This window comes from Streptomyces sp. P9(2023) (assembly GCF_032436795.1).
GTDB lineage: Bacteria > Actinomycetota > Actinomycetes > Streptomycetales > Streptomycetaceae > Streptomyces.
Genome location: NZ_JAUPWM010000028.1, coordinates 28157 through 53723, shown reverse-complemented (window position 1 = coordinate 53723; position 25567 = coordinate 28157). Strand labels below are relative to the sequence as shown.

Genomic DNA, 25567 nt, shown 5'->3' with positions numbered 1-25567 from the left:
GGCGCCCTCAGTCCCCGTCGGGGAGCACGACGTTGAGCGCCCACGAGACGACGGAAATGATCAGGCCACCGAGGACGGCGGTCCAGAAGCCTTCGACATGGAAGCTGAGTTCGAGCTTGTCGGCCAGCCAGGAGGTGAGCAGCAGCATCAGGGCGTTGATCACCAGCGTGATCAGGCCGAGGGTGAGGATGAACAGCGGAAGCGAGATCAGCTTGACGATCGGCTTCACCAAGAAGTTCACCAGCCCGAAAACCAGGGCGACGAGGATGAGCGTCCAGGCCTTCTTGCCCGTGCTGTCACCGGTCAGGGTGATGTCCTGGAGCAGCCAGATGGCCACTCCGAGCGCGCCCGCGTTCGCGAGCGTCTTGACTACAAAATTCTTCATGTGTCTGATCGTGACAGACATGATCGGGCCAACGGCAGGGGCAGAACACACGATGAAAGCATTCCGACTGGACGAGCTCGAGGCGGAGCGCGCCGCCAACGACGGTGCGTACCTCCAGTTCCTGCGGGAGCGGAACATGTCCGTCGGTCTGTACGCGCTCGACGCCGGCTCGCTCGACCCGCAGCAGCCGCACGGACAGGACGAGGTGTACTTCGTCGTCAGCGGGCGGGCCGCGATCACGGTGGGGATGGAGACGACGCAGGTGGCGCGAGGCAGCGTGGTCTACGTGCCGGCCGGGGTCGCCCACAAGTTCCACCACATCACCGAGGACCTGCGGGTCATGGTGGTCTTCTCCCCGCCGGAGGGCTGACCTCCCCTAGGGGGTGGATCAGGGGAGAGCAAGGGCTCCCAGGCCCCCGTGGCGCAGGTGCCGCACCTAGCATCGAAGGTGTCCGGCGCAGAGCGCGCGGGACGGACTTTTCAGGAGATGAGGTAAGCGCGATGGCGGTACGAGAGATCCTCGCGGGGATGCCCTGGTGGGTGAAGTGGGTCGCCATACCCGTCATCGCCCTGTTCGTCTTCGGTGGCCTGATCACCAGCATCGCGACGTTCGTGATCGGCATGCTCTTCAAGGTGCTGGTCTTCGTCGCCCTGGTCGGCGGACTGATCTACGTCGTACGGAAGTTCATGTCCTCGTCGACCTCGCGCGAGGACTGGTAGCAGACGCTACCCATCGGTACGCCCCGTCGGCCGGGGGTTAGCCCGGCCGGGGGACGCAGCCTTTGAAACCACGGTCAGGCCTGGGGGCTGCCATTAGAGTGGAAAATCTCTGCCGCCCCGGGGAAAACTGGCGTAGCCCTCCGCACTGATCGCACCGATCCGCGGTTGTCCACCCGTCCCGGGCGGGTCCGCCCACCGGACCCCACCGGTTCCCAGGCCGCGGCGGGCGCGCGGGGGCGGCCCCCGCGGGCGGGTGTACGGCACCCGTCGTCACGCCTGGGGGTGACCTTTGGCCACGGCTACGCAGTCCGCCGTTCCTACGCTGATCGGCTCGGTGCAGCGGGCGCTGAGACTCTTGGAGGCCGTGGGCTCCCACGAGGACGGAGCCCCCGCCAAGCAACTGGCCCGGGAAGCGGGACTCCCGCTGCCCACCGCGTACCACCTGCTCCGCACCCTGACCCACGAGGGCTATCTGCGCCGCGAGAAAGGTGTGTTCGTCTTCGGCGACGCGGCAGGTCGTCTGGCCGGTGGCGGAGTTCTGCAGAATCGTCGCACCAAGATCGAGGACTCCCTCGCGCACTGGCGCGACGAGATCGGGGTCCCCGTCTACTTCGCGATCTACCGCGAGGGCGAGATCGAGCTCGTCGCCGTCGCCGACACCCCCGCCGCCCCCGCCGTGGACGAGTGGGCCGACTTCCGCGAGACGGGTCACGCGCACGCGATCGGTCAGTGTCTGCTCAGCCAACTGGATCTGAAGAGTCGTCAAGACCACCTCGACCGCCATCCAGTGGAAGCCATCACTCCGTACACGCTGAGTAACCAGAGTGCGCTTTTGGATCGTTTGGGCGCTATGGGGCGAATGGAGCCCCTGGTGGAGCGTCAGGAATATGCGCTCGGCACGGTCTGTGCCGCGATTCCCATCACCGCGGGGTCCACCGCGGCCGCCATGGCGATTTCCGTGCCCCTTCACCAGGAAGAACGGTTGCTGCCCGCAGTCGATCGGCTACGTAACGAGATCGGAAGGCTCCTCAGCTCCTTCGCTTTCTCTATCAGTATCTGAAAAATCACTCCTTGTGATCTGCTAGCCCTTCCAGCACGATTGCGTCAAGAAGGCCAAGGGGGATCATTCCTGGCCGTTTTGATCACAGCTTTCAGCAGCCGTGTTTACACAACTGCTCCATCTACTGCGGGGTACATGATGCGAGAGTCCGTTCAGGCCGAGGTCCTGATGAGCTTCCTCGTCTCCGAGGAGCTCTCCTTCAGGATCCCGGTGGAACTGCGTTACGAGACCCGGGATCCCTACGCGGTGCGGATGACGTTCCACCTTCCCGGAGACGCGCCCGTGACCTGGGCGTTCGGCCGGGAGCTGCTGCTCGACGGGATCAACCGACCCAGCGGGGACGGCGATGTGCACATCGCGCCGACCGACCCCGAGGGTCTTTCGGACGTCGCCATCCGGCTCCAGGTCGGCAGCGACCGGGCCCTGTTCCGGGCCAGCGCTCCACCGCTCGTCGCCTTCCTCGACCGTACGGACAAGTTGGTTCCGCTCGGTCAGGAACGGACACTGGGCGACTTCGAGGACAACCTGGAGGCGGCTCTCGGCCGGATTCTTGCAGAGGAGAACGCCGGCTGAGCGGGCCGGCCCGCCTAGGCCAGGCCGCCGCTCAGCCCCAGCCCCAGCCCCAGCCCCAGGACCAGCCCCGTCCGGTTACTTCGCCAAGCGGCGGCGGCCGCCCCTGGCTGAACGCTTCTCCGGCGTTCCAGGCCGGTCCGCCGAGACGACGAGCGCGGCGAGAACGGTCGTGACCGGCACCGAGGCACCAGACCGATCGACCCCACCAGCGTGCGGACGATCTCCTTCGCGACCAGCTCGCTGTTGGCCACTGTCCCCACGCTGCTCTGCGCGATGGAGAAGAGCAGCAACAGGGGCAGGGCCGCACCGGCGTACGCGAGGACCAGGGTGTTCACCACGGACGCGATGTGGTCGCGGCCGATCCTGATGCCCGCCCGGTACAGCCCGCGCGGTCCAAGCCGGGGATCGGCCTGATGCAGCTCCCACACCGCCGAGGTCTGCGTCACGGTCACGTCGTCGAGGACGCCCAGCGAGCCGATGATGATGCCCGCCAGCAGCAGACCGGACATGTCGATCTCCGGGTAGAGCCCGTGGATCAGACCGGTGTTGTCGTCCGTGTTGCCGCTCAGCGAGGCCCAGTCGATGAACAGCGAGCCGAGCAGCCCGATCAGCAGCAGCGAGATCAGGGTCCCGAGCACCGCGACCGAGGTCCGGGCGGAGAGGCCGTGGCACATGTAGAGGGCGATCAGCATGATCGCGCTCGACCCGACCACCGCGACCACCAGCGGATTAGACCCCTGGAGGATCGCCGGCAGGATGAAGAAGGTCAGGATCAGGAAGCTCACCGCGAGCGAGATCAGCGCCATCACGCCGCGCATCCGGCCGACGAGCACGACCGCGACCGCGAAGATCAGGGCGAGCACCGTCAGCGGGACCTTGCGGTTCGCGTCCGTCACCGAACACTGCAGGTCACGCGGGGCGTCGGGGGCGTACGCCACCACCACGCTCTGCCCCTCGTCCAGTTGGCGCGGCGCGTCCGGCTGCACGATCTCGGTGAACGTACGGCCCTTCTCCGGACCGCTCGTGACCTCGATCGTCGCCTTCTCACACCGCCCCTGCTGGGCGTTGACCGCCTCGCGCCCCTCGGGTGTCGAGGTGTCGCCGGTCGGCGGGACCTGGGCGGCGTTCACATCCTGGCAGTCGACCTCCTCGACCGAGACGACCTTGCCCTGGTACGTCTGCCGGTCGAAGCCGACGCCGGTGCGCTCGTGTTCCGGAGCGCCCCCCGGTCACAGGACGGCCATACCGACCACCACCGCGGTGGCGAACGGGATCAGGATGGCGGCGATGACCCTGCGCAGATGCCGGGAGACGGGTGCGGCGGGCCCATGGCTGTGGGTGTGGCCGTGCCCGTGGCCCGCGTCGCCAGGTGCGTCGTGGTCGCCATGACCGTCGGGTTCTGGGGTCTCCTGCGAGGAAGTCACCGACCGATCATCGCAAGAACGGCGGGGGCCCACTGTTCAGCACGGCCGGATTGCCGCTAGCGTGGTGGCACCTTTGCACACGCGGGAGCTCGGAGCACCGGGCTGAGAGGGCGCTGATCACCGTACGTGCGTACTGGACGTACGTACGGGAGGAGGCTGCGCCGACCGCCGAACCTGTTACCGGGTAATGCCGGCGTAGGGAGATCGGTCTCATGACCATTCAGGATGCACGCACGCCTGCCACCAGCGAGAACGCCGGCCAGGACGAGCGCAAGCCGGGCTGGCACAAGGGGTACGTCGAGGGCTCGCGCCCCGACCTCCGGGTGCCCGTCCGACAGGTGCACCTCACCAACGGCAAGGACGTGACGCTGTACGACACGTCCGGTCCGTACACCGACCCCACCATCGACACCGACGTACGGCGCGGCCTGCCGCCGCTGCGCGAGAACTGGATCATCGGGCGGGGCGACACCGAGGAGTACGCGGGCCGGCCGGTCCGCCCCGAGGACGACGGCATCAAGCACACCTCGCCGCGCGGGGGCCTCAAGAACCTCGACGCGGTCTTCCCGGGCCGCCCGCGCCAGCCCCGCCGGGGCCGCGGCGGCCTGGCGGTGACCCAGCTCGCGTACGCCCGCCGGGGCGAGATCACCCCGGAGATGGAGTACGTGGCGATCCGCGAGAACGTCGCCCCCGAGGTCGTACGGGAGGAGATCGCGGCGGGCCGTGCCGTCCTTCCGGCCAACGTGAACCACCCGGAGATCGAGCCGATGATCATCGGCAAGCGGTTCCTGGTGAAGGTCAACGCCAACATCGGCAACTCCGCCGTCACCTCCTCGATCGAGGAGGAGGTGGAGAAGATGACCTGGGCGACCAAGTGGGGCGCCGACACGGTCATGGACCTGTCCACCGGCCGCAACATCCACACCACCCGCGAGTGGGTGCTGCGCAACTCCCCCGTCCCGATCGGCACCGTCCCGCTCTACCAGGCGTTGGAGAAAGTGGACGGCAGGGCGGAGGAGCTGACCTGGGACATCTACAAGGACACCGTCATCGAGCAGGCCGAGCAGGGCGTCGACTACATGACGGTCCACGCCGGCGTGCTGCTGCCGTACGTGCCGCTGACCGCCCGCCGCAAGACCGGCATCGTCTCGCGCGGCGGCTCGATCATGGCCGCCTGGTGCCTGGCGCACCACAAGGAGAACTTCCTCTACACGAACTTCGAGGAGCTCTGCGAGATCCTGGCGACGTACGACGTCACGTACTCGCTGGGTGACGGCCTGCGGCCCGGCTCGATCGCGGACGCCAACGACGAGGCGCAGTTCGCGGAGCTGCGCACGCTGGGCGAGCTGAACACGATCGCCAAGCGGCACAACGTCCAGACGATGATCGAGGGCCCGGGGCACGTCCCGATGCACAAGATCAAGGAGAACATCGACCTCCAGCAGGAGATCTGCGAGGAGGCGCCGTTCTACACCCTCGGCCCGCTGACCACGGACGTCGCGCCCGCGTACGACCACATCACCTCGGGCATCGGCGCGGCGATGATCGCCTGGTGGGGCACCGCGATGCTCTGCTACGTGACGCCCAAGGAGCACCTGGGCCTGCCCAACCGCGACGATGTGAAGACCGGCGTCATCACGTACAAGATCGCGGCGCACGCGGCGGACCTGGCGAAGGGGCACCCGGGGGCGCAGGAGTGGGACGACGCGCTGTCGGACGCCCGCTTCGAGTTTCGCTGGGAGGACCAGTTCAACCTGGCGCTCGACCCGGACACGGCCCGCGAGTTCCACGACGAGACGCTGCCGGCCGAGCCGGCGAAGACCGCGCACTTCTGCTCGATGTGCGGTCCGAAGTTCTGCTCGATGAAGATCTCGCAGGACATTCGCCGGGAGCACGGCGGTGACCTCAAGGCGGACGAGATTTCGGCCGGTATGGCGGAGAAGTCCGCGGAGTTCGCGGCCGCGGGCAACCGGGTGTACCTGCCGCTGGCGGAGTAGCGGCCGGAACGGCCGGGTGGCCGTCGGAACGGCCGAGGTAGCGGTCGGAGCGGTCGTCGTACGGGGTCCGCGATCCACGAGGGGATCGCGGACCCGTTCCCGTAGCGCGCCGCGCTGGGCAGACTGACGGCATGACAGCGACTTCCCTGAGCAAGGGCGCCAACCTTCCGGTCGGCTCGCCCGTGGTGCGTGCCGAGCTCTCCTGGTCCGCCGGGGCGGGGGCGCCCGACGCCGATGCCTCGGCGTTGCTGCTCACCGCGGCGGGACGGGTGCGCGACGACGGCGACTTCGTCTTCTACAACCAGCCTGCCCACCCTTCCGGGGCCGTACGACACCTGGGGAAACGGCAGGGGGAGGGCGTGACCAGCGACACCGTCGAGGTGGATCTGCGGGGGATCGAACCGGCCGTCGACCGGGTGGTGCTGTGCGCGTCGGCGGACGGCGGGACGTTCGGCCAGATGTCCGGACTGACGCTGCGGCTGCTCGACTCCGGTACAGGGGCCGAACTGGCCCGATTCGCGATGACGGCGACGACGGAGACCGCGTTCATCGGCGGCGAGCTGTACCGGCGGGCGGGGCAGTGGAAGTTCCGGGCGGTCGGGCAGGGGTACGCCTCCGGGCTCGCCGGGCTCGCCACCGACTTCGGAATCAGCGTCGACGAGGCACCGGCTTCGGCACCGGCATCGGCTTCGGCTTCGGTACAGGCACCGCTATCGGCACCGAAACCGGCATCCGCCCCCGCCGCCCCCGCCCCCGGCCGGCCGCGCTTCGAGAAGGATGTGGAGCGGCTGCCCGTCGACATGCGTAAGCGGCTGTCGCTGCGCAAGGAGCAGGTGGCTGTGAGCCTGTGGAAGCACGGTGCGGCCGGAGTCACCGCCCGCGTCGTCCTCGTCCTCGACGCCTCCGGTTCGATGTCCTTCCTCTACACCAAGGGCATCGTCGCCGATGTCGTGGAGCGGATGGCGGCCGTCGCCGCGCAGCTGGACGACGACGGGGAGATGCAGGCCTGGACCTTCGCCTCGAACGCCGCCCGGCTGCCCGATCTGCGCCTGGGCGAACTCCCGGAGTGGCTGCGGCTTCATGTCCGGGTCGGTGAGCTCGGCCTCTTCCGGCGGAGCCGGCGGCCGCGGAGCGGGCTGGCGCCCGGTCAGCTCGACATGCGGGATGTCGGGATCCAGAACGAGGAGCAGAAGGCGATCGCCCAGGTCCGGGACTTCGTCCGGGAGAATCCGGTGGCCGTCCCGACGCTGGTGCTGTTCTTCTCCGACGGGGGTGTGTACCGCGACGCGCAGATCGAGCGGGAGCTGCGGGACGCGGTGGAGGAACCGATCTTCTGGCAGTTCGTCGGCCTGGGGCGGTCGAACTACGGGGTGCTGGAGCGGTTCGACACCATGTCCGGCCGACGCGTGGACAACGTGGGATTCTTCGCGGTCGACGACATCGGCAGGGTGCCCGACGCCGAGCTGTACGACCGGCTGCTGTCCGAGTTCCCGTCCTGGATCACCGCCGCCGGACGGGCCGGGATCCTCTGAACCGGACCGCGACGGCGTGGCTCATTCCGGCCGGTGGTCCGGAGGGCCGAAGTCCGGGCTGGTGAAGTCGGGGCTGGTGAACCTCGGGCGGTTGCCGGACGAGCCCTCGTTCGGGCTGCTGAAGTCCGGACCGCTGTAGCCGATCTTCGGCATGCGGTCGGTGCGGGGCGGTGGCACGGACGGTGGTGGTACGGACTGCGGGTTTACCGGCGGCGGGGCCGCGGGGCCCGGGGTGGCGAGCGCCTCGCGCAGGAACGGCAAGATGCCCCGTTCCAGCAGGGCGCGGCGCCAGGCCTCGCGGGCCCGGGACAGCTCCTCGTCCGCCTCGGTACGGGGCGGATCGCTCGCGGCCACTTCCGTGGAGCGGTTGCGCAGGGCCGTGACCAGCAGCCCGACGGCGGCGCAGAAGAGACCGGCGGCGGCGACGGCACCGAAGAACCAGGCCGCCGTCAGCAGGGTGTCGGCGAAGGTGAGGCTGGGGGCGACCACCTTCAGCACGGCGCCGACCAGCAGGAATATCAGTGCGGCCGGGCCCGCGAGGACCGGCGCGAGGACCGTGACGATCGCGACGACACCGGGACCCGGACCGTCGCTCGCCCCGTTGCCGTCCGCCGCCAGGACCGCGCTCATGACACTCGTACCGCTCGGCGCGCGGACCTCTTCGCGGACCTTCACGAAGTGGTCGTACTCGATCGCCGCCGCGGCGGTGATCAGCGCCGTCGCGCTCAGCGCCATCGTGCGCAGTTGCTGGGCGGTGAGCTGCTTCCCGATCTCGGCGAGATCCGGATGGTCGTGCGCGGTGCGCAGTGCGTCGTCGAGGATGCGCTCGTACTCGGCACGATCCTCGGTCAGCAGGTGCGGAGCCACATTCATGTGCATCCCCCGATGCTCCGTAGGGCCGTATTGACCGTGGGAACCGGCCAGTTGGGCGGAAACGGAGGAGAGCCTGCTACGGATGATCCGATGGTATTGCGGTTATGGCACAGGGTGACAGGGGGTTTCCTGAAATCGACTTCCCCGGATGCGCAGCGTTATGCGTCAGCCATGCAGGGGGAGTTGGACGACCAGCAGCTTTCCGGCCATGGTCACACCGCCGTCCATGGCGATCGCCAGACCGTCCGCGTACACGTGCGGACCGTCGACGATCGGGCCCGAGCCGCCCTCGCCGTCCTCGGTGCCGACCTGGCCGAGGAGGTACGGGATGGGGCTGTGGCCGTGCACGATGCGGCTGCCGCCGTAGGTGGCGAGCAGCTCCTGGACGGCCTCGGGGCCGCCGTCGTCGCGGAAGGCGAAGCGCTTGGTGAACTTGCGGAACACGTCCCAGACCTCGTCCGCGTCGTTCCGGTTGAGGATCTCGTGGACCGTCTCGTTGACGTCCTCGATGGTGGAGCCGTATTCGAGGTAGGCGGTGGTGTCGGAGTGCATCAGCAGATGCCCGTCCTCCTCCACCACGGCGTCGAGCCGGGACATCCACTGCAGGTGGACGTCCTGGAGCCGGTCCATGTCGTGCTTCTGGCCGCCGTTGAGCAGCCAGGCGGCCTGGAAGGTGGCGGTGCCGGCCCCGGAGTTGACGGGGGTGTCGCCGAACCGCTTGGCGCCGATGAGCAGCAGCTCGTGGTTGCCCATCAGAGCCTTGCAGTAGCCACCGGCGGCGGCGGCCTCGGCGGACAGGCGCATGACGAGGTCGATGACGCCGATGCCGTCGGGACCGCGGTCGGTGAAGTCACCGAGGAACCACAGGCGGGCGTTGCCCGCGGCCCAGGCCCCGTTCTCGTCGATGAGGCCCTGCTCGCGCAGGGCGTCGACCAGCTCGTCGAAGTAGCCGTGCACGTCGCCGACGACGTAGAGCGGGCCGCGGCCTTCGCCGGCCGGGGCGGGCGCGGGGGACGGGACCGGGTCCACGCGGACCTGGACGGTGTCCCCTCGGTTGATCACCGGGAGATTGCGCTCGGTAGGGGTGTAGCCCTCGGGGAGTTCGTCGTCCGCAAACGCGTTCCCAGGGTGGCCGGGGAGCGCGGCGGAGAGCGAGACCGGGCGCGTCGGGGAGAACGGGACGGAGGCGCTCAGCCCGAGGTGGAGGGTGGGATCGACAACGGGCCGGAAGGGCTCGTCGGGTACGACGGCGTGCCCTGCCGGAGGCTCCAGGGGCTGGCCCTGTACGGGCACCCGGGCGTACGGCGGTACGCGGAAGTCACGCAATGTCGCCGTGCGCACCACGGGTTCCTGCCCGGCCCCCTGAGTCATCGACCCCTCCACCACCGTCGCGATGCCCTGCACATCGCGGACCGGCCTGGTCGGGGCGGTCCGCGATGTCGTGCGCCCATCATAGGAATGAGGGTCCTCCTGTGTGACGCACCAGGGGTGGTGAATCCGGGTCCACTCCGGGTTCACCGGTTGTTTCGCCCGAATTGAGAAGGTCCGGACCAGGGTCGGAGCAGGGCCGGGCCGGAGTTTGCGCCCGGCACGGCCCCAAAGCCGGCCCTCAGTCCTTCGCGGGTGACCGGGGCGGGCTGACCGTCGTCCGCGGCGAACGCCTCTGGGAGGACGTCCGGACGATGAGTTCGGTCGGTATCACCTGCTCGACCGGTCCGTCGGTGTCGATCCCCTCGATGGCGTCGATGAGGAGCTGGACGACGGCCGTGCCGATCCGGCGCGGCTTGAGCGAGAGGGTCGTGATGGGCGGTTCGGTGTTGGCGTAGACGGTCGACTCGCTGCAGCAGACCAGCAGGAGATCGTCCGGTACGCGCAGTCCGTAGCGGCGGGCAGCCGCCAGCAGATCGGTTCCGTTGGGATCGAAGAGTCCGTAGACGGCGTCGGGTCGGTCGGGGCGGGCGAGCAGCCGGTCGGCCGCGACGGCGCCCGCGCACGGATCGTGCGCCGGATAGGCCTCGTAGACGGGGTCCTGTCCGACCCGTTCGCACCAGTTGAGGTACGCGGTGGTGGACAGGCGGGTGTACGTGTCGGTGGTGGTGCCGGTGAGAAGGCCGATCCGGCGGGCGCCGGCGTCGGCGAGGTGGTCGAGGAGGTCGAGTACGGCGGCTTCGTGGTCGTTGTCGACCCAGGCGGTCACCGGGAGCGTGCCGGCGGGGCGTCCGTCGGAGACGACGGGCAGGCCCTGGCGGACGAGCTCGGTGACGACCGGGTCGTGGTCGGAGGGGTCGATGACGACGGTGCCGTCGAGGGCGACGTTCGACCAGACGTCATGTCGGGAGGTGGCGGGCAGGATGACCAGGGCATAGCCACGGGCTAGCGCGGCCGATGTGGCGGCTCTGGCCATCTCCGCGAAGTACGCGAATTCGGTGAAGGTGAACGGTTCATCCCCGTAGGTCGTCACGGTCAGGCCGATGAGGCCCGATTTGCCGGTACGGAGCGTGCGGGCCGCCGCGGATGGGCGGTAGCCCAGCCGGTCTGCGACCTCGCGGACGTGGCGGCGGGTGGCGTCCGGGAGCCGGCCCTTGCCGTTGAGCGCGTCGGAGACAGTCGTGATGGAGACCCCGGCGGCGGCGGCCACATCCCGGATGCCCGCTCGCCCCTGCCGGCTTCCCCGGGTCTGTGCCCGGCTCACCTGGTGCTTCCCTGCTGCTGTCATGGCGAGCCGATAGTAGGGCGAGGGTGGGTGGTTGGGACGCTCGCATATTCAGTCGTTGACAGGCACGTTTCTGCATGATCGTGAACGGTCAAATGCCTGTGAAATCAAGGCAGTTAGGGGGTCCGGCGTGTGATCTACGGTTGTCGACCCGTATGGGCCTGCCAGGGAGGCCATGTCTCGAAGAGGTCTCAACTCACCTCTACGGGCGATGCGCGCCACGGCGCCCGCCACCAGCGCACGCCACCCGACCGCGCGCTCCCCCCGCTGTCCACAGCTTCTGCCGTCCGTTGTCCACAGCCCATTCGCAGCGGAGGCGAATCCTCATAAGGTGAGGAGCATTGGTGGTACGGACGGTCGAGGAGGACCACAGTGAGCTCAGTGAGTGAGACCGGCGGGACGAGCGCGGGCGGCCCGAAGCTGCGCGCCGTGCTGGACGGCGTTCCCACGTACAAGCCGGGCAAGCCGGCCGCCGCGGGCGGTCCGGTCGCCTTCAAGCTGTCCTCCAACGAGAACCCGTATCCGCCCCTGCCGGGGGTCATGGAGAGCACGCTGGCCGCGGCCGCCGCCTTCAACCGGTATCCGGACATGGCCTGCACCGGCCTGATGAACGAGCTGTCCGACCGCTTCGGGGTGCCGCTCTCGCACCTGGCCACCGGTACGGGTTCGGTGGGCGTGGCCCAGTCGCTGCTCCAGGCCACCTCGGGCCCGGGTGACGAGGTCATCTATGCCTGGCGGTCCTTCGAGGCGTACCCGATCATCACGCAGATCAGCGGAGCGACCTCGGTGCAGGTGCCGCTGACCGACGGGGAGGTGCACGACCTCGACGCGATGGCCGAGGCGATCACCGACCGCACCCGGCTGATCTTCGTGTGCAACCCGAACAACCCCACGGGCACCGCGGTCCGCCGCGCCGAGCTGGAGCGCTTCCTGGACCGGGTGCCCTCCGACGTCCTGGTGGTGATCGACGAGGCGTACCGCGAGTTCGTCCGCGACGCGGACATCCCGGACGGCATCGAGCTGTACCGCGACCGGCCGAACGTGGCCGTGCTGCGGACCTTCTCCAAGGCGTACGGCCTGGCCGGGCTGCGGGTCGGCTTCGCGATCGCCCACGAGCCGGTGGCGGCGGCGCTGCGCAAGACGGCGGTGCCGTTCGGCGTGAGCCAGCTGGCGCAGGACGCGGCGGTGGCCTCGCTGAAGGCCGAGGACGAACTGCTCGGGCGGGTCGGTTCGCTGGTGGGCGAGCGCGAGCGGGTCCACGCGGGGCTCGTGGCCCAGGGCTGGACCGTGCCGGACACCCAGGCGAACTTCGTCTGGCTGCGGCTCGGTGAGCGGACGGTGGACTTCGCGGCGGAGTGCGAGCGGCACGGTGTGGTGGTGCGGCCGTTCGCGGGTGAGGGCGTGCGCGTCACGATCGGTGAGTGCGAGGCGAACGACCTGTTCCTGAAGACGGCGGAGGGCTTCCGCAGGGAGGGCTGACCGAGGACCGGCCCGCTGGCCGGCCCCGCTGATCAGCCCCGCCGGTCAGGGCTCGGCGCGCTCGACGCGGATCGGGTCGCCGTCCCTGACGGTGGCCAGGACGCGCGGGTCGCCGTCCAGCGAGCCGAGCAGGTTGCACGGGCTCGCGAGCCGGCATTCGGAGCCCCGCGATATCGGGGTGGGGCCGTAGGGGAGGGCGAGCGCGTCGCCCTCGGTCCAGAACGCGACCGTGCCCGGCTCCACCACCTGCCGCGCGTCGTCCTCGACGGCGGTGGAGACCGGAGTGTCGAAGTAGACCTCCTCGCCCCAGGTGTGGGCGGTGGAGGCGATCGGGAGAGCCCCCAAGAGCGCCTTGCTCGTGGGGGTTTCGTCGAGGGTCGCCGTGGTGTGTCCGGCAGGCCAGGAGATGCGGATCCGAAGGGTCATGGCCCCGATTCAACAATATGTTGAAGGTCGGGGGAAGAGGTGACCTTCGAGTAGGGGTACCCCGGTCTTACGTACGGATTTCGTATGAGCCATAATGCTTGTGAATGTGAACGCGTTCACAAGCGTGTCCCTGTTCCTCCCGTAACAGGTGGGATTAAAGGGGCAAACTGCCGATGTCCCTACGGCGATGTAAGGAGAAGACGACGTGGACCTAGCTCTGGCGCCAGAGACTCTCGCGCGATGGCAGTTCGGCATCACCACCGTCTACCACTTTCTCTTCGTCCCCCTGACCATCTCCCTCGCCGCGCTCACCGCCGGTCTCCAGACAGCCTGGGTGCGGACGGAGAAGGAGAAGTACCTCAAGGCGACGAAGTTCTGGGGCAAGCTCTTCCTGATCAACATCGCGATGGGTGTCGTCACCGGCATCGTCCAGGAGTTCCAGTTCGGTATGAACTGGTCCGACTACTCGCGCTTCGTCGGCGACGTCTTCGGCGCGCCGCTCGCCTTCGAGGCGCTGATCGCCTTCTTCTTCGAGTCCACCTTCATCGGTCTGTGGATCTTCGGCTGGGACAAGCTGCCCAAGAAGATCCACCTGGCCTGCATGTGGATGGTGTCGATCGGCACGATCCTCTCGGCGTACTTCATCCTGGCGGCCAACTCCTGGATGCAGCACCCGGTCGGCTACCGGATGGTGGAGAAGGGCGGCAGGCAACGGGCCGAGCTCACCGACTTCTGGCTGGTGCTGACGCAGAACACCGCGCTCACCCAGTTCTTCCACACGATCACGGCCGCCTTCCTGGTCGGTGGCGCGTTCATGGTCGGCATCTCCGCCTTCCACCTGGCCCGCAAGAAGCACGTCCCGGTCATGCGGACCTCGCTGCGGCTCGGCCTGATCACGCTGATCATCGCCGGACTCGGCACGGCCATCAGCGGCGACCTGCTCGGCAAGGTCATGTTCAAGCAGCAGCCGATGAAGATGGCCGCCGCCGAGGCGCTCTGGGACGGCGAGGCACCCGCGCCGTTCTCGATCTTCGCGTACGGCGATGTCGACAAGGGCCACAACAAGGTGGCCATAGAGATCCCGGGCCTGCTGTCGTTCCTGGCGAACGACGACTTCAGCTCGTACGTCCCGGGCATCAACGACATCAACAAGGCCGAGCAGGAGAAGTTCGGTCCCGGCGACTACCGGCCCAACATCCCCGTCGCGTACTGGGGCTTCCGCTGGATGATCGGCTTCGGCATGGCCTCGCTGGCCCTCGGTGTGGTCGGCCTCTGGCTGACCCGCAAGAAGTTCATGCTGGCGCCGGGGATGCGGACCGGTGAGGACGAGGTGCCGAATCTGGTGCTGTTCAAGCGGAAGGCGCTCAGCCCCCGCCTGACCACGTGGTACTGGATCGTCGCCCTCTGGACCATGCTCTTCCCGCTCATCGCCAACTCGTGGGGCTGGATCTTCACCGAGATGGGCCGGCAGCCCTGGGTCGTCTACGGCGTGCTGCGCACCAGGGACGCCGTCTCCCCCGGCGTCTCGCAGGGCGAGGTCCTCGCCTCCATGATCGTCTTCACGCTGCTCTACGCGGTCCTCGCCGTGATCGAGGTCAAGCTGATGGTGAAGTACGTCAAGGCCGGACCGCCCGAGCTCACCGAGGCCGACCTCAACCCGCCCACCAAGATCGGCGGGGACGACCGTGACCCCGACCGGCCCATGGCCTTCTCGTACTGAGGCTGAGGAGATCGAGGCATGGAACTCCACAACGTCTGGTTCGTACTCATCGCCGTCCTCTGGATCGGCTACTTCTTCCTGGAGGGATTCGACTTCGGAGTCGGCGTCCTCACCAAGCTGCTCGCCCGCGGCCGCACCGAGAAGCGGGTGCTCATCAACACCATCGGTCCCGTCTGGGACGGCAACGAGGTGTGGCTGCTGACCGCCGGCGGCGCGACCTTCGCCGCCTTCCCCGAGTGGTACGCGACGCTCTTCTCGGGCTTCTACCTGCCGCTGCTGATCATCCTGGTCTGTCTGATCGTCCGCGGCGTCGCCTTCGAGTACCGGGCGAAGCGGCCTGACGAGAACTGGCAGCGCAACTGGGAGGAGGCCATCTTCTGGACCTCCCTGATCCCCGCCGTGCTGTGGGGCGTCGCCTTCGGCAACATCGTGCGCGGAGTGAAGATCGACGCGGACATGGAGTACGTCGGCACCTTCGGGGACCTGCTCAACCCGTACGCGATCCTCGGCGGCCTGGTCACCCTCGCCCTCTTCACCTTCCACGGAACGGTCTTCGCCGCGCTCAAGACGGTGGGGGACATCCGGGCCCGGGCCCGGGCGCTCGCGCTGAAGCTCGGTCTCGTCACGGCCGTCCTCGCCCTGGGCTTCCTGATCTGGACCCAGGCGGACAAGGGCGACGGCTGGAGCCTGGGCGCCATGCTCGTCGCCGTGGTGGCGCTGGTCGGGGCCATCGGGGCGATCAAGGTGGGGCGTGAGGGCTGGTCGTTCGCGCTCTCGGGCATCACGATCGCCGCGGCGGTGGCGATGCTCTTCTTCACCCTCTTCCCGAACGTCATGCCGTCTTCGCTCGATCCGGAGTGGAGTCTCACCGTGACGAACGCGTCGTCGAGCCCGTACACCCTGAAAATCATGACCTGGTGTGCCGCGATCGCCACTCCGCTGGTCCTGCTCTACCAGGGCTGGACATACTGGGTGTTCCGCAAGCGGATCGGTACGCAGCACATCGCGGCTGACGCTGCTCACTAGTGGGGGATGTTTCACGTGAAACCGATCGATCCGCGTCTGCTTCGGTACGCCAGGGCCACCCGCTTCTTCCTCGGAGCGGTGGTGGTTCTCGGCCTGGCCGGGGCGGCGCTGGTCGTCGCCCAGGCGATGCTCATCGCCGAAGTGGTGGTCGGGGCCTTCCAGAAGGGCCTGTCGGTTTCCGACCTGACCACGCCCCTGCTGCTGCTCGCCGGAGTGGCGGCGGGGCGCGGGCTGGTCTCCTGGCTGACCGAACTGGCCGCCCATAGGGCGAGCGCGGCGGTCAAGTCCGAACTGCGGGCGCGGCTGCTGGCCCGGGCGGCCACGCTGGGGCCGGGATGGCTCAGCGGTCAGAAGGCCGGCTCGCTCGCCGCGCTCGCGACGCGCGGAGTGGACGCGCTCGACGACTACTTCTCCCGCTACCTCCCGCAGCTCGGGCTCGCGGTGGTGGTGCCGGTGGCGGTCCTGGCGAGGATCGTCACCGAGGACTGGATCTCGGCGGCGATCATCGTCGTGACCCTGCCGCTCATTCCGCTCTTCATGATCCTCATCGGCTGGTACACCCAGGCCCGGATGGACCGTCAGTGGAAGCTGCTGTCCCGGCTCTCGGGACACTTCCTCGACGTGGTGGCCGGGCTTCCGACCCTCAAGGTGTTCGGCCGCGCCAAGGCGCAGGCCGAGTCGATCCGCACCATCACGTCGGAGTACCGGCGCGCGACGATGAAGACGCTGCGCATCGCCTTCCTCTCCTCCTTCGCACTGGAACTCCTCTCGACGCTCTCGGTCGCGCTGGTCGCGGTCGGGATCGGTATGCGGCTCGTCCATGGCGACCTCGACCTGTACACGGGTCTGGTCATCCTGGTCCTGGCGCCCGAGGCGTATCTGCCGATCCGGCAGGTGGGGGCGCAGTACCACGCGGCCGCCGAGGGGCTGGCCGCCGCCGAGGACATCTTCGAGGTCCTGGAGACCCTGGCGCGCGAGGAGGGCACCGGCGCGGTGCCCTCTTCGAACCGGATCGAGCTGGAGAACGTGACCGTGCGTCATGCGGGGCGGTCCGAGGCCTCCTTGGACGCGGCCTCGCTGGTCGTGGAGCCCGGTGAGACGGTCGCCCTGGTGGGGCCGAGCGGCGTCGGCAAGTCGACGCTCCTCGATGTCGTCCTGGGGTTCGCGACACCGGAGGCGGGCGGCTCGGTCCGCGTCGGGGGTGCGGAGCTCGGCTCGCTGGACCTGGAGGAGTGGCGGTCGCGGATCGCCTGGGTGCCGCAGCGGCCGTATCTGTTCGCGGGCACGATCGCCGAGAACGTCCGCCTGGCCCGCCCGGACGCCTCCGACGAGGCGGTACGGGAAGCCCTGCGGAGCGCGGGCGCGGACGGGTTCCTCGGATCCCTCCCGGCCGGCGTGGACACCCCGCTCGGCGAGGACGGCGCGGGTCTCTCGGCGGGCCAGCGGCAACGCCTCGCCCTGGCCCGTGCGTTCCTTGCCGACCGGCCGCTGCTGCTCCTGGACGAGCCGACGGCGGCGCTGGACGGCGAGACGGAGGCGGGCGTGGTCGACGCGGTCCGCCGCCTGGCGGCCGGTCGCACGGTGCTGCTGGTCGTCCACCGCCCGGCGCTCCTCGCCGTCGCGGACCGCGTCGTGGAGCTCGGGCGGGCGAGCGTTCCGGAGGAGGCGCCGCTGCCGGGCGAGCCCACCACGGTCGCCCAGGCCACGGCAGGAACGGCCCCCGCCACGGAGGTGGCGGACGCAGCCCCCACCGAGGTGACGGAAGCGCGTGCCGGGCGGTCGGTCTTCGGGCGCGTGCGCGCCATGGCAGGAGAACTGCGCGGGCGGATGGGGCTCGCCCTGCTGCTCGGCAGTCTGGCGCTGGGATCCGCCGTCGGACTCATGGCGGTGTCCGGCTGGCTCATCTCCCGCGCCTCCGAACAGCCCCCGGTGCTCTACCTGATGGTCGCCGTCACCGCCACGCGAGCGTTCGGGATCGGCCGGGCCGTGTTCCGGTACGCCGAGCGGATCGTCTCCCACGACGCCGTGCTGCGGATGCTCGCCGAGCTGCGGGTCGCCGTCTACCAGCGGCTCGAGCGCATCACCCCCGCCGGGCTGCGCCGCAGCCGGCGCGGCGACCTGCTCTCCCGGCTGGTCCAGGACGTCGACGCGCTCCAGGACTACTGGCTGCGCTGGCTGCTGCCCGCGGCTGCCGCACTCGTCGTGGGCGCCGGATCCGTCGGGTTCACCGCCTGGCTGCTGCCCGAGGCCGGGGCGGTCCTCGCCGTGGGCCTCCTCGGCGCGGGGGTGGCCGTACCGCTGCTGAGCGGGGCTATCGCCCGCCGGGCCGAGCGGCAGCTCTCCCCCGCCCGCGGCGCCCTCGCCGTCACGGTCCTCGACCTGCTGCGCGGCTGCGCCGAACTGACGGTGGCCGGAGCGCTGAAGGACCGTATCGACCGGGCCCGATCCGCCGACCGTACGCTCACCTCCATCGCCTCCCGGCAGGCCGCCGCGACCGCGGTCGGGGCCGGGCTCTCCACGCTCGCCTGCGGGCTGACCGTGGCCGCGGCAGCGGTCGTCGGCGTCCAGGCCGTCCGCGACGGCCGCCTCGACGGCGTGACGCTCGCCGTCGTCGTCCTGACCCCGCTGGCCGCCTTCGAGGCCGTCACCGGCCTCCCGCTCGCCGTGCAGTACCGCCAGCGGGTCAGGCGCAGCGCCGAGCGGGTGTACGAGGTCCTGGACGCCCCCGTCCCCGTACACGAGCCGGAGCGGCCCGCCGCGGCACCGAAGACCCCCTTCCCGCTGGAGGTCACCGGCCTCTCCGCGCGCCACGCGGGCCAGGAGCGGGCGGCGCTCAGCGATTTCGCGCTGACCCTGGAGGCCGGACGACGCGTCGCCGTCGTCGGCGAGTCCGGATCCGGCAAGACCACGCTCGCCCAGGTACTGCTCCGCTTCCTGGACGCCGACGCCGGTTCGTACCGGATCGGCGGAGTGGCGGCGGCCGAACTCGACGGAGACGACGTCCGCCGCCTCGTCGGGCTCTGCGCCCAGGACGCCCACATCTTCGACAGCTCCATCCGCGAGAACCTCCGCCTGGCCCGTACCGGCGCCGACGACGAGCAGTTGCGGGCGGCTCTCGGCCGGGCACGGCTCCTGGACTGGGTGGACGGGCTGCCGGACGGCCTCGACACGCTGGTCGGCGAGCACGGCTCGCGGCTCTCCGGCGGACAGCGCCAGCGCCTCGCGCTCGCCCGCGCCCTGCTCGCCGACTTCCCCGTCCTGGTCCTGGACGAGCCGGCCGAACACCTCGACCTGGCGACGGCGGACGCGCTCACCGACGACCTGCTGCGGGCCACCGAGGGCCGCACCACGGTCCTCATCACCCACCGGCTGCACGGCCTCGACGCCGTCGACGAGGTGCTGGTCCTGGACGAGGGACGGACGGTGCAGCGCGGACCGTACGCGGAGCTGGCGCGCGCCGATGGACCGCTGCGGCGGATGCTGGAGCAGGAACGGGAGACCGACCTGCTGCTCATGCCCCGGCAGGGTGGGAGAGGTCTGGCAGGGAGTCGCACCGAGCGCCCGGCGGAGCGCCCGACTTTTCTCGCCAAATAGGACTTACTAGGCTCAAGCCCATGACCGCCGCCGAGCCCGATCTTCCGGACCCCCTGGAAGCCGCCACCCAGGCCACCCGCAGCCTCCAGGGCCTGTCCACCGAGCTCACGGCGCGGGTGCCACAGCTCCTGGAGGCCATGCGCTCGGTCGGCACCGGGCTCGAACTCCACACCACCCTCGACCGCATCTGCGAGACGGCGGCCGAACTCGCCGACTCCCGCTACGCGGCGATCGGGGTCGTGGACGAGGAGGGCAAGGGCCTCTCCGACTTCGTCACCTACGGCGTCGACGAGGAGGTCGCCCGCCGGATCGGGCGGCGCCCCGACGGCCACGCGGGGCTGCTCGGCGCGCTGATCCGCGACCCCCGCACGATCCGGCTCGCCGACCTGTCCGCCGACCCCCGCTCCGCCGGATTCCCGCCCGGACACCCTCCGATGCGGACCTTCCTCGGGGTGCCGATCAAGGTCCAGGGCGAGATTTTCGGCAACCTCTATCTCGCCGAGAAGAACGACGGCGGCGAGTTCAACGACTACGACCTCCACATGGTCCGGGTCCTCGCCACCGAGGCGGGCATCGCCATCGGCAACGCCCGGCTCTACGAGGCCGCCCGCCAGCGCGAGCGCTGGATCGACGGCTCCGTGGCCGTCACCACCGCCCTGCTCTCCGGAGGCGACGCGGAGGACGCCCTCACCGTGGTCGCCGAACAGGCGCGCAGGCTGGCCGACGCGGACGCCGGGATCGTCCTGCTGCCGGCCGAGGACGGCGGCCTGGAGATCGTCGCCGTCTCCTCCGACCGGCCGACCAGGTCGCTGGGCGAGGTGATCCCACCCGAGAGCGCCGTCGTCGACCGACTCCTCGCGGGCGAGACGGTGTTCATGGACGACGCCTCCACCGACCCGCGCATGAACAGCCGCGTCGCCAGCCAGTACGGCCCCAGCATGATGCTGCCCCTGCACAGCGGCGGACGGGTCCTCGGGGCACTCGCCATGCCACGCGCGCGTGGCGCCCGGCCGTTCACGGAGGCCGAGCGGACGCTCGCGACCCAGTTCGCCTCGCAGGCCGCGCTCGCGCTGATGATGGCCGAGGCCCAGCGCGACCGGGAACGGCTCGCCGTCTACGAGGACCGCGACCGGATCGCCCGTGACCTGCACGACCTGGTCATCCAACGGCTCTTCGCCACCGGGATGATGCTGGAGAGCGCCCAGCGGAAGTCGATCGTGCCGGAGGTGCGCGAGGGCGTCGGCAAGGCCGTCGACGAACTCGACGTGACCATCCAGGAGATCCGTACCGCGATCTTCGCCCTCCAGCAGGGGCCCGCCGAGGCCCCGTCCGGACTGCGCACCCGGGTGCTGCGGGAGATCAACATGGCCGCCGTGCCGCTCGGCTTCAAGCCCGCGCACCGCTTCCTCGGGGCGATCGACTCGACGGTCGGCGAACTCACCGGCAAGAACCTCATCGCGGCCCTGCGCGAGGCCCTGTCCAACGCCTTCCGGCACGCACGGGCCACCAGGATCGAGGTCGTGGTCGACGCGAACGCCGACCTCCCCGACGGCACCGCGGGCGTCCGGCTCTCGGTCGCGGACGACGGCGTCGGCCTCCCGGAGGGCGGGCGGCGCAGCGGACTGCGCAACCTGGCGCGGCGCGCGGAGTCGCTGGGCGGGTCGAGCTGGTGCGGGCCGGGCCTCGGCGAGGACGGCGGCGGTACGACGATGGTGTGGCAGGCCCCGCTGTAGGCAGGAGGTGGCGCCGTGGGCAGGGCCTGCGTGACCCCCCCCCGTAGGTGGGGCCGGTGAGTGGTCGTAACCGGGGCTGTCAGTCGTCCAGGGTGCCGGCGAGGATCTGTTCGATGACGACGGCCACGCCGTCCTCGTTGTTGGCGACCGTACGGCCCGAGGCGGCGGCGATCACGTCCGGGTGGGCGTTGCCCATCGCGTACGAACGGCCCGCCCAGCCGAGCATCTCGATGTCGTTGGGCATGTCGCCGAAGGCCACGACCTCCTCGGCGGAGATGCCGCGTTCGGCGCAGCAGAGGGCCAAGGTGGAGGCCTTGGAGACGCCCGGGCCGCTGATCTCCAGGAGGGCGGTCGGGCTGGACCGGGTGAAGGAGGCAAGACCGCCCGCAGCCGCCCGGGCCGTGGCGAGGAACTCGTCGGGGTCGAGCTCCGGGTGCTGGGCGAGCAGCTTGAGGACCGGCGGGGCGGCGCCCGGCTCCTCCTCGAACAGCAGCTTCTCGGCGGAGGCGACCGTGGCGCCCGGGTCGAGGAAGAACGGCGGGTACTGCGGCTCGTAGTGGATGCCGGTGGTGAGCTCGACCGCGAAGGAGGTGCCCGGGGCGGCGGCGCGGAGCGTCGACACGACGTCGAGGGCCACGGCCCGCGCCAGCGGGCGTACCTCCAGGAACGTTCCCCCGGAGTGCAGGTCCACGACGGCCGCGCCGTTGGCGCAGATCGCCAGGCCGTGGCCGTGGACGTGGTCGCTGACGACGTCCATCCAGCGGGCCGGGCGTCCGGTGACGAAGAAGACCTCGACGCCGGCCCGCTCGGCGGCGGCGAGCGCGGCGACCGTGCGCTCCGACACGGACTTGTCGTCGCGCAGCAGGGTGCCGTCAAGGTCGGTGGCGATGAGGCGGGGGGCCGGGGACGCGGGGCGCGCGGAGTGGGGTGAGATCACCGATCCATTCTTCCGCACTCCATGCACGGGCGGGCGAGGGGGCGCACATCTGAGAGGCCCCGACCCGGGCCTCTCATCGCCCCTCGCGCCCCGCCCCGCCGCTCTCCACCTTGCCCTCGCTCCGCCCCGCCGCGCCCCGTCCTTGTGCCTCAGCCCAGCTGGGCGGCGGCCTCGGTGGCGATCCGCTCGAAGACCCGCTGGTCGGCGGCGAAGTCCGAGTCGGGGATCGGCCAGTGGATCACGATCTCGGTGAAGCCGAGCGCCTTGTGGCGTCCGGCGAAGTCCACGAAGGCGTCCAGGGACTCCAGCGGCCTGCCACGGTCCGGGGTGAAGCCGGTGAGCAGGACCTTGTCCAGCTCGGCCACGTCCCGGCCGATCTCCGCGCACGCCTTGCCGAGCTTCTCGACCTGGCCCCGGATGGCCTCGACGGACTGCTCGGGCGTGCCCTCCTCGAACAGCTTCGGGTCACCGGTCGTCACCCACGCCTGGCCGTGGCGAGCGGCGAGCTTCAGACCGCGCGGCCCGGTCGCGGCGACCGCGAAGGGCAGCCGCGGGCCCTGGGCGCAGCCGGGAATGTTGCGGGCCTCGTCCGCGGAGTAGTACGTGCCCCGCTGGGTCACCGCGTCCTCGGTGAGCAGCCGGTCGAGCAGCGGCAGGAACTCGCCGAAGCGGTCGGCCCGCTCCTTCGGCGTCCACGCCTCCTGGCCGAGGACGGTCGCGTCGAAGCCGTTCCCGCCCGCCCCGATGCCGAGCGTGACCCGGCCGCCCGAGATGTCGTCGAGGGAGATGAGCTCCTTGGCGAGCGTGACCGGGTGGCGGAAGTTCGGGGAGGTGACCAGAGTGCCGAGGCGCAGCCGGTCGGTGGCCGTGGCGGCGGCGGTGAGCGTGGGCAGGGCACCGAACCAGGGCCCGTCGCGGAAGGTCCGCCAGGACAGGTGATCGTAGGTGTAGCCGGCGTGGAAGCCGAGCTCCTCGGCACGCTGCCAGCGCTCACGGCCGCCGTCGTGCCAGCGGTGGACGGGAAGGATCACGGTGCTCAGGCGCAGGGTCATGCCCACGAGCCTACGGCGGCGGGCGGACGGCGCGCAGGGTGGTGGAGGCCCTCCGGTCGGCGGCGAACGGCCTGGCGCCGGCCCCGGCCCCGGCCCGGTCAGCGAACCTGGCGGCTCATCCAGGGGGTGAGCGTGCCGCGCAGGACGAGCTCCTTGTACGTCTCGTCGCCGGGCAGGGGCACGACCAGCCACCAGCCGGGCGGGAAGAACCTGCCCTTCACGAACGCGAGCCCGCCGTGGACGGCGCGTACGAAGGCGGGCACGGAGTCGCGGGGGATGTCCTCGAACTCCACGCCGTCGACGTCGATCTTCGCGTCGTCCTCAGGGAAGAGCTGGACGGTGACCGTCGGGCTGCCGCCGAGTTCGACGAAGGCCTCGTGCGGGAGCGAGCCGTCCGGGTCGAGGACGGTGAAGGCGCCGGACGAGGTCCGGCGTGAGGTCTGGTCGGCGCCGATGTCGTCGGTGACGGCCATCTCCAGGTTGAACTCGCGGGCGATCTCGCGGAGCGCGGTGACGGCCGATTCGGTGGTGGGCAGATGTGGATGTGCCATGCGGAAGATCATGCCCGAGGGTGTGCCGTTACGGACGTGTCGGTCGGGGATCCGGCGGCGGGATGCGGCCGGGGATCGGCCCGGAAGGACGTCTCAGCCGGGGAAGCGGAGGAACTCCGGGGGCACGGCGTCGGTCAGCCAGACGCCGTTGGCGCTGACGTGGAACACATGACCGGCCCGGTGCATCGCGCCGGCGTCCACGCTGAGCACCACCGGGCGGCCCCGGCGCGCGCCGACCCGGGTGGCGGTCTCCCGGTCGGGGGAGAGGTGGACGTGGTGGCGGGCCATGGGCCGCAGGCCGTCGGCCCGGATGACGTTTAGACTGGCGGCGACCGTACCGTGGTAGAGGTACGCGGGCGGCTCCGCGGGCGGCAGGCCGAGGTCGACCTCGACGGTGTGGCCCTGGCTGGCGCGGATCCGGGTGCCCTCGATGGCGAAGCGCTTCTTGTCGTTGGTGGCGACGACGTGGGCCAGCTCGGCGCGGGTGATCGGGAAGCCGTGCTCGGCCGCCGCGCGCAGGAGGGCGTCGATCTCGGTCCAGCCGTTGGCGTCGAGGACCAGGCCGATCCGCTCGGGCTGGTGCCGCAGATGTCTGGAGAGGTACTTGGACACCTTCACGGTGCGTCTCTCGTCGATCGGTCTGTTCATGGCGCCAGCATGACGGAGGGCGGATCCGGCGACCAATGATTTCGGTTCGGAGGTTTGATCCACAGCCAACCTGAGTTATCCACAGGGGAATTGACAATTCTGTGGACAAGTGACGTGGCCTATCTAGGTACTTGGTCGATTTCTCTTGGTTCAGACGGATTTGATGTGAGTGCATCCAATGTCCGTGTCTGTACCTCGCGTTCGGCGGCAGCGGCGACGAAGGCCGGCATGTTCTCTGCGCCAACCAGCCGCTGTACGGCCCGGATCGTCCCGGCCGGGAGCGCCACCGGGCGGGCCTCCTCGTCGCGGACCGGCGGAGGCTCGGGCGACAGGTGGTGCTGGAGGTGGCGGGTGGCGAACAGGCGCATCGCGCGGGCGAGTTCGGCGTCCACGGTCTGCTGGGCGAGCGGCCGCAGCCGGCGCACCATCGCCGCCGCTTCGGCCGCGTCGGCGTCGGTCGGCGGCCTGTGCTCCAGATAGCGCGCGAAGACATGCTCGGTCGTGAACTCGAGGAAACGCGACGCGATGTGCTCGACCTGGACGCGAAGTTCCCTCAGGTGCCCGGAGATCGCGGTGAGCGGCACGCCCGCTCCGTACAACTCCGCCGCCACCGCCAGCTCTTGCGGGCTCGGTACAAGGAACTCGTCGTCCCGGTCCGGTATCCGCTCCAGGACGCCGAGCTCGATCGCCTCCCTGATCGCGTCCTCGTCGGGCTTGCCGCCGAACGTGGCGTCCAGCTCCACGCGGGATATCCGGTCGGCCTCCTCGTCCGTCCACGGCCCGTCGACCTCGGCGACAAGACCCAGGACGCCACCCAGTCCGCGCCCCGCGTCCCAGGCCTCCAACAGCTCCTTGATCGATGCCAGTGTGTAGCCGCGGTCGAGCAGGTCGGCGATCTGCCGCAGCCGGGCGAGATGCGTGTCCCCGTAGACGTTGGACCTGCCCCGGCGCTCGGGGCGGGGCAGCAGGCCGCGGTCCTGGTAGGCGCGGATCGTCCGGACCGTGGCACCGCTGTGGTGGGCCAGATCCTCGATCCGGTACTCCACGGGGGAGGTCTGCGCCGTAGGCGCCCCCTGTGCCGTCTGCTCCGCCACGCCCACTCCCACCCGCTCCGCTCCTGCTAC

At 70.2% G+C, this 25567-nt stretch carries 21 protein-coding genes, 1 pseudogene and 1 riboswitch; of the genes and pseudogenes, 11 read left to right on the top strand and 11 right to left on the bottom strand.

The features are described 5' to 3' along the window. Nucleotides 1-7 precede the first annotated feature (7 nt). The gene (locus tag Q5762_RS27465) at nt 8-385 is read right to left on the bottom strand and encodes a phage holin family protein (RefSeq protein WP_315894923.1); all 378 of its coding nucleotides are present in this window, start codon (nt 383-385) and stop codon (nt 8-10) included. Between the two features lie 52 nt (nt 386-437). On the opposite strand from Q5762_RS27465, the gene Q5762_RS27460 reads away from it, so the two are divergent. The 4 genes from Q5762_RS27460 (at nt 438) to Q5762_RS27445 (ending at nt 2738) form a co-directional block, all read left to right on the top strand. Next, complete coding sequence (locus tag Q5762_RS27460; protein ID WP_260231339.1) at nt 438-755, top strand: cupin domain-containing protein; 318 nt, start codon at nt 438-440, stop codon at nt 753-755. Between the two features lie 131 nt (nt 756-886). Further along, nucleotides 887-1105, top strand: a complete 219-nt coding sequence (locus Q5762_RS27455) for a DUF5326 family protein (RefSeq protein ID WP_315894922.1) — start codon at nt 887-889, stop codon at nt 1103-1105. A 289-nt stretch (nt 1106-1394) separates the two neighbouring features. Further along, on the top strand, nt 1395-2165 hold the full coding sequence (locus Q5762_RS27450) for a helix-turn-helix domain-containing protein (protein ID WP_315894921.1): 771 nt from the start codon (nt 1395-1397) through the stop codon (nt 2163-2165). A 138-nt stretch (nt 2166-2303) separates the two neighbouring features. Beyond that, a complete protein-coding gene (locus Q5762_RS27445; RefSeq protein WP_315894956.1) occupies nt 2304-2738 on the top strand; it encodes an SsgA family sporulation/cell division regulator in 435 nt (144 codons plus the stop codon). A 75-nt stretch (nt 2739-2813) separates the two neighbouring features. On the opposite strand, the pseudogene Q5762_RS27440 reads toward Q5762_RS27445, so the two are convergent. Further along, nucleotides 2814-4162 (bottom strand): annotated as a pseudogene (locus tag Q5762_RS27440) (YibE/F family protein). A 71-nt stretch (nt 4163-4233) separates the two neighbouring features. Beyond that, a riboswitch (TPP riboswitch) is annotated at nt 4234-4381 on the top strand. On the opposite strand from Q5762_RS27440, the gene thiC reads away from it, so the two are divergent. After that, nucleotides 4375-6159, top strand: a complete 1785-nt coding sequence (gene thiC, locus Q5762_RS27435; RefSeq protein WP_315894920.1) for a phosphomethylpyrimidine synthase ThiC — start codon at nt 4375-4377, stop codon at nt 6157-6159. It overlaps the preceding riboswitch by 7 nt. A 131-nt stretch (nt 6160-6290) precedes the next feature. Further along, the gene (locus Q5762_RS27430) at nt 6291-7691 is read left to right on the top strand and encodes a VWA domain-containing protein (RefSeq protein ID WP_315894919.1); all 1401 of its coding nucleotides are present in this window, start codon (nt 6291-6293) and stop codon (nt 7689-7691) included. A 21-nt stretch (nt 7692-7712) separates the two neighbouring features. Here Q5762_RS27430 and Q5762_RS27425 read toward each other — a convergent pair whose 3' ends face one another. From Q5762_RS27425 to Q5762_RS27415, 3 genes are all read right to left on the bottom strand, one after another. Beyond that, the gene (locus Q5762_RS27425; protein WP_315894918.1) at nt 7713-8570 is read right to left on the bottom strand and encodes a hypothetical protein; all 858 of its coding nucleotides are present in this window, start codon (nt 8568-8570) and stop codon (nt 7713-7715) included. Between the two features lie 159 nt (nt 8571-8729). Then, nucleotides 8730-9950 (bottom strand): metallophosphoesterase, encoded by a 1221-nt coding sequence (locus Q5762_RS27420; RefSeq protein ID WP_315894955.1) that lies wholly within the window; start codon nt 9948-9950, stop codon nt 8730-8732. Between the two features lie 223 nt (nt 9951-10173). Beyond that, on the bottom strand, nt 10174-11280 hold the full coding sequence (locus Q5762_RS27415) for a LacI family DNA-binding transcriptional regulator (RefSeq protein WP_315894917.1): 1107 nt from the start codon (nt 11278-11280) through the stop codon (nt 10174-10176). Nucleotides 11281-11658: 378 nt separating this feature from the next. Between Q5762_RS27415 and hisC the strand changes: the two genes are divergently transcribed. Continuing rightward, a complete protein-coding gene (gene hisC / locus Q5762_RS27410) occupies nt 11659-12756 on the top strand; it encodes a histidinol-phosphate transaminase (protein ID WP_315894916.1) in 1098 nt (365 codons plus the stop codon). A 45-nt stretch (nt 12757-12801) separates the two neighbouring features. Here the strand turns inward: hisC and Q5762_RS27405 are convergent, their stop codons facing one another. Further along, nucleotides 12802-13182: a cyclophilin-like fold protein gene (locus tag Q5762_RS27405; RefSeq protein WP_315894915.1), complete on the bottom strand. Its 381-nt coding sequence runs from the start codon at nt 13180-13182 to the stop codon at nt 12802-12804. A 205-nt stretch (nt 13183-13387) separates the two neighbouring features. Here Q5762_RS27405 and Q5762_RS27400 point away from each other — a divergent pair, with 205 nt between their 5' ends. From Q5762_RS27400 to Q5762_RS27385, 4 genes are read left to right on the top strand one after another with little or no spacing between them, the layout of a single operon-like run. Beyond that, nucleotides 13388-14902: a cytochrome ubiquinol oxidase subunit I gene (locus Q5762_RS27400; RefSeq protein ID WP_315894914.1), complete on the top strand. Its 1515-nt coding sequence runs from the start codon at nt 13388-13390 to the stop codon at nt 14900-14902. Nucleotides 14903-14920: 18 nt separating this feature from the next. Next, on the top strand, nt 14921-15928 hold the full coding sequence (gene cydB / locus Q5762_RS27395; RefSeq protein ID WP_315894913.1) for a cytochrome d ubiquinol oxidase subunit II: 1008 nt from the start codon (nt 14921-14923) through the stop codon (nt 15926-15928). A gap of 15 nt (nt 15929-15943) precedes the next feature. Then, on the top strand, nt 15944-19522 hold the full coding sequence (gene cydD, locus Q5762_RS27390) for a thiol reductant ABC exporter subunit CydD (protein ID WP_315894912.1): 3579 nt from the start codon (nt 15944-15946) through the stop codon (nt 19520-19522). A gap of 20 nt (nt 19523-19542) precedes the next feature. Continuing rightward, nucleotides 19543-21255 (top strand): GAF domain-containing protein, encoded by a 1713-nt coding sequence (locus Q5762_RS27385; RefSeq protein WP_315894911.1) that lies wholly within the window; start codon nt 19543-19545, stop codon nt 21253-21255. A gap of 79 nt (nt 21256-21334) precedes the next feature. On the opposite strand, the gene Q5762_RS27380 is transcribed toward Q5762_RS27385, so the two are convergent. The 5 genes from Q5762_RS27380 to Q5762_RS27360 all read right to left on the bottom strand — a co-directional run bounded on the left by Q5762_RS27380 (nt 21335) and on the right by Q5762_RS27360 (nt 25537). Next, a complete protein-coding gene (locus tag Q5762_RS27380; RefSeq protein WP_315894910.1) occupies nt 21335-22192 on the bottom strand; it encodes a Cof-type HAD-IIB family hydrolase in 858 nt (285 codons plus the stop codon). A 149-nt stretch (nt 22193-22341) separates the two neighbouring features. After that, nucleotides 22342-23244: an LLM class flavin-dependent oxidoreductase gene (locus tag Q5762_RS27375; protein WP_315894909.1), complete on the bottom strand. Its 903-nt coding sequence runs from the start codon at nt 23242-23244 to the stop codon at nt 22342-22344. A 98-nt stretch (nt 23245-23342) separates the two neighbouring features. Then, nucleotides 23343-23795 (bottom strand): hypothetical protein, encoded by a 453-nt coding sequence (locus Q5762_RS27370; RefSeq protein ID WP_315894908.1) that lies wholly within the window; start codon nt 23793-23795, stop codon nt 23343-23345. Nucleotides 23796-23888: 93 nt separating this feature from the next. Beyond that, complete coding sequence (locus tag Q5762_RS27365) at nt 23889-24431, bottom strand: RNA 2'-phosphotransferase (RefSeq protein ID WP_315894954.1); 543 nt, start codon at nt 24429-24431, stop codon at nt 23889-23891. 131 nt (nt 24432-24562) lie between these two features. After that, a complete protein-coding gene (locus Q5762_RS27360; RefSeq protein ID WP_315894907.1) occupies nt 24563-25537 on the bottom strand; it encodes a MerR family transcriptional regulator in 975 nt (324 codons plus the stop codon). Nucleotides 25538-25567 lie beyond the last annotated feature (30 nt).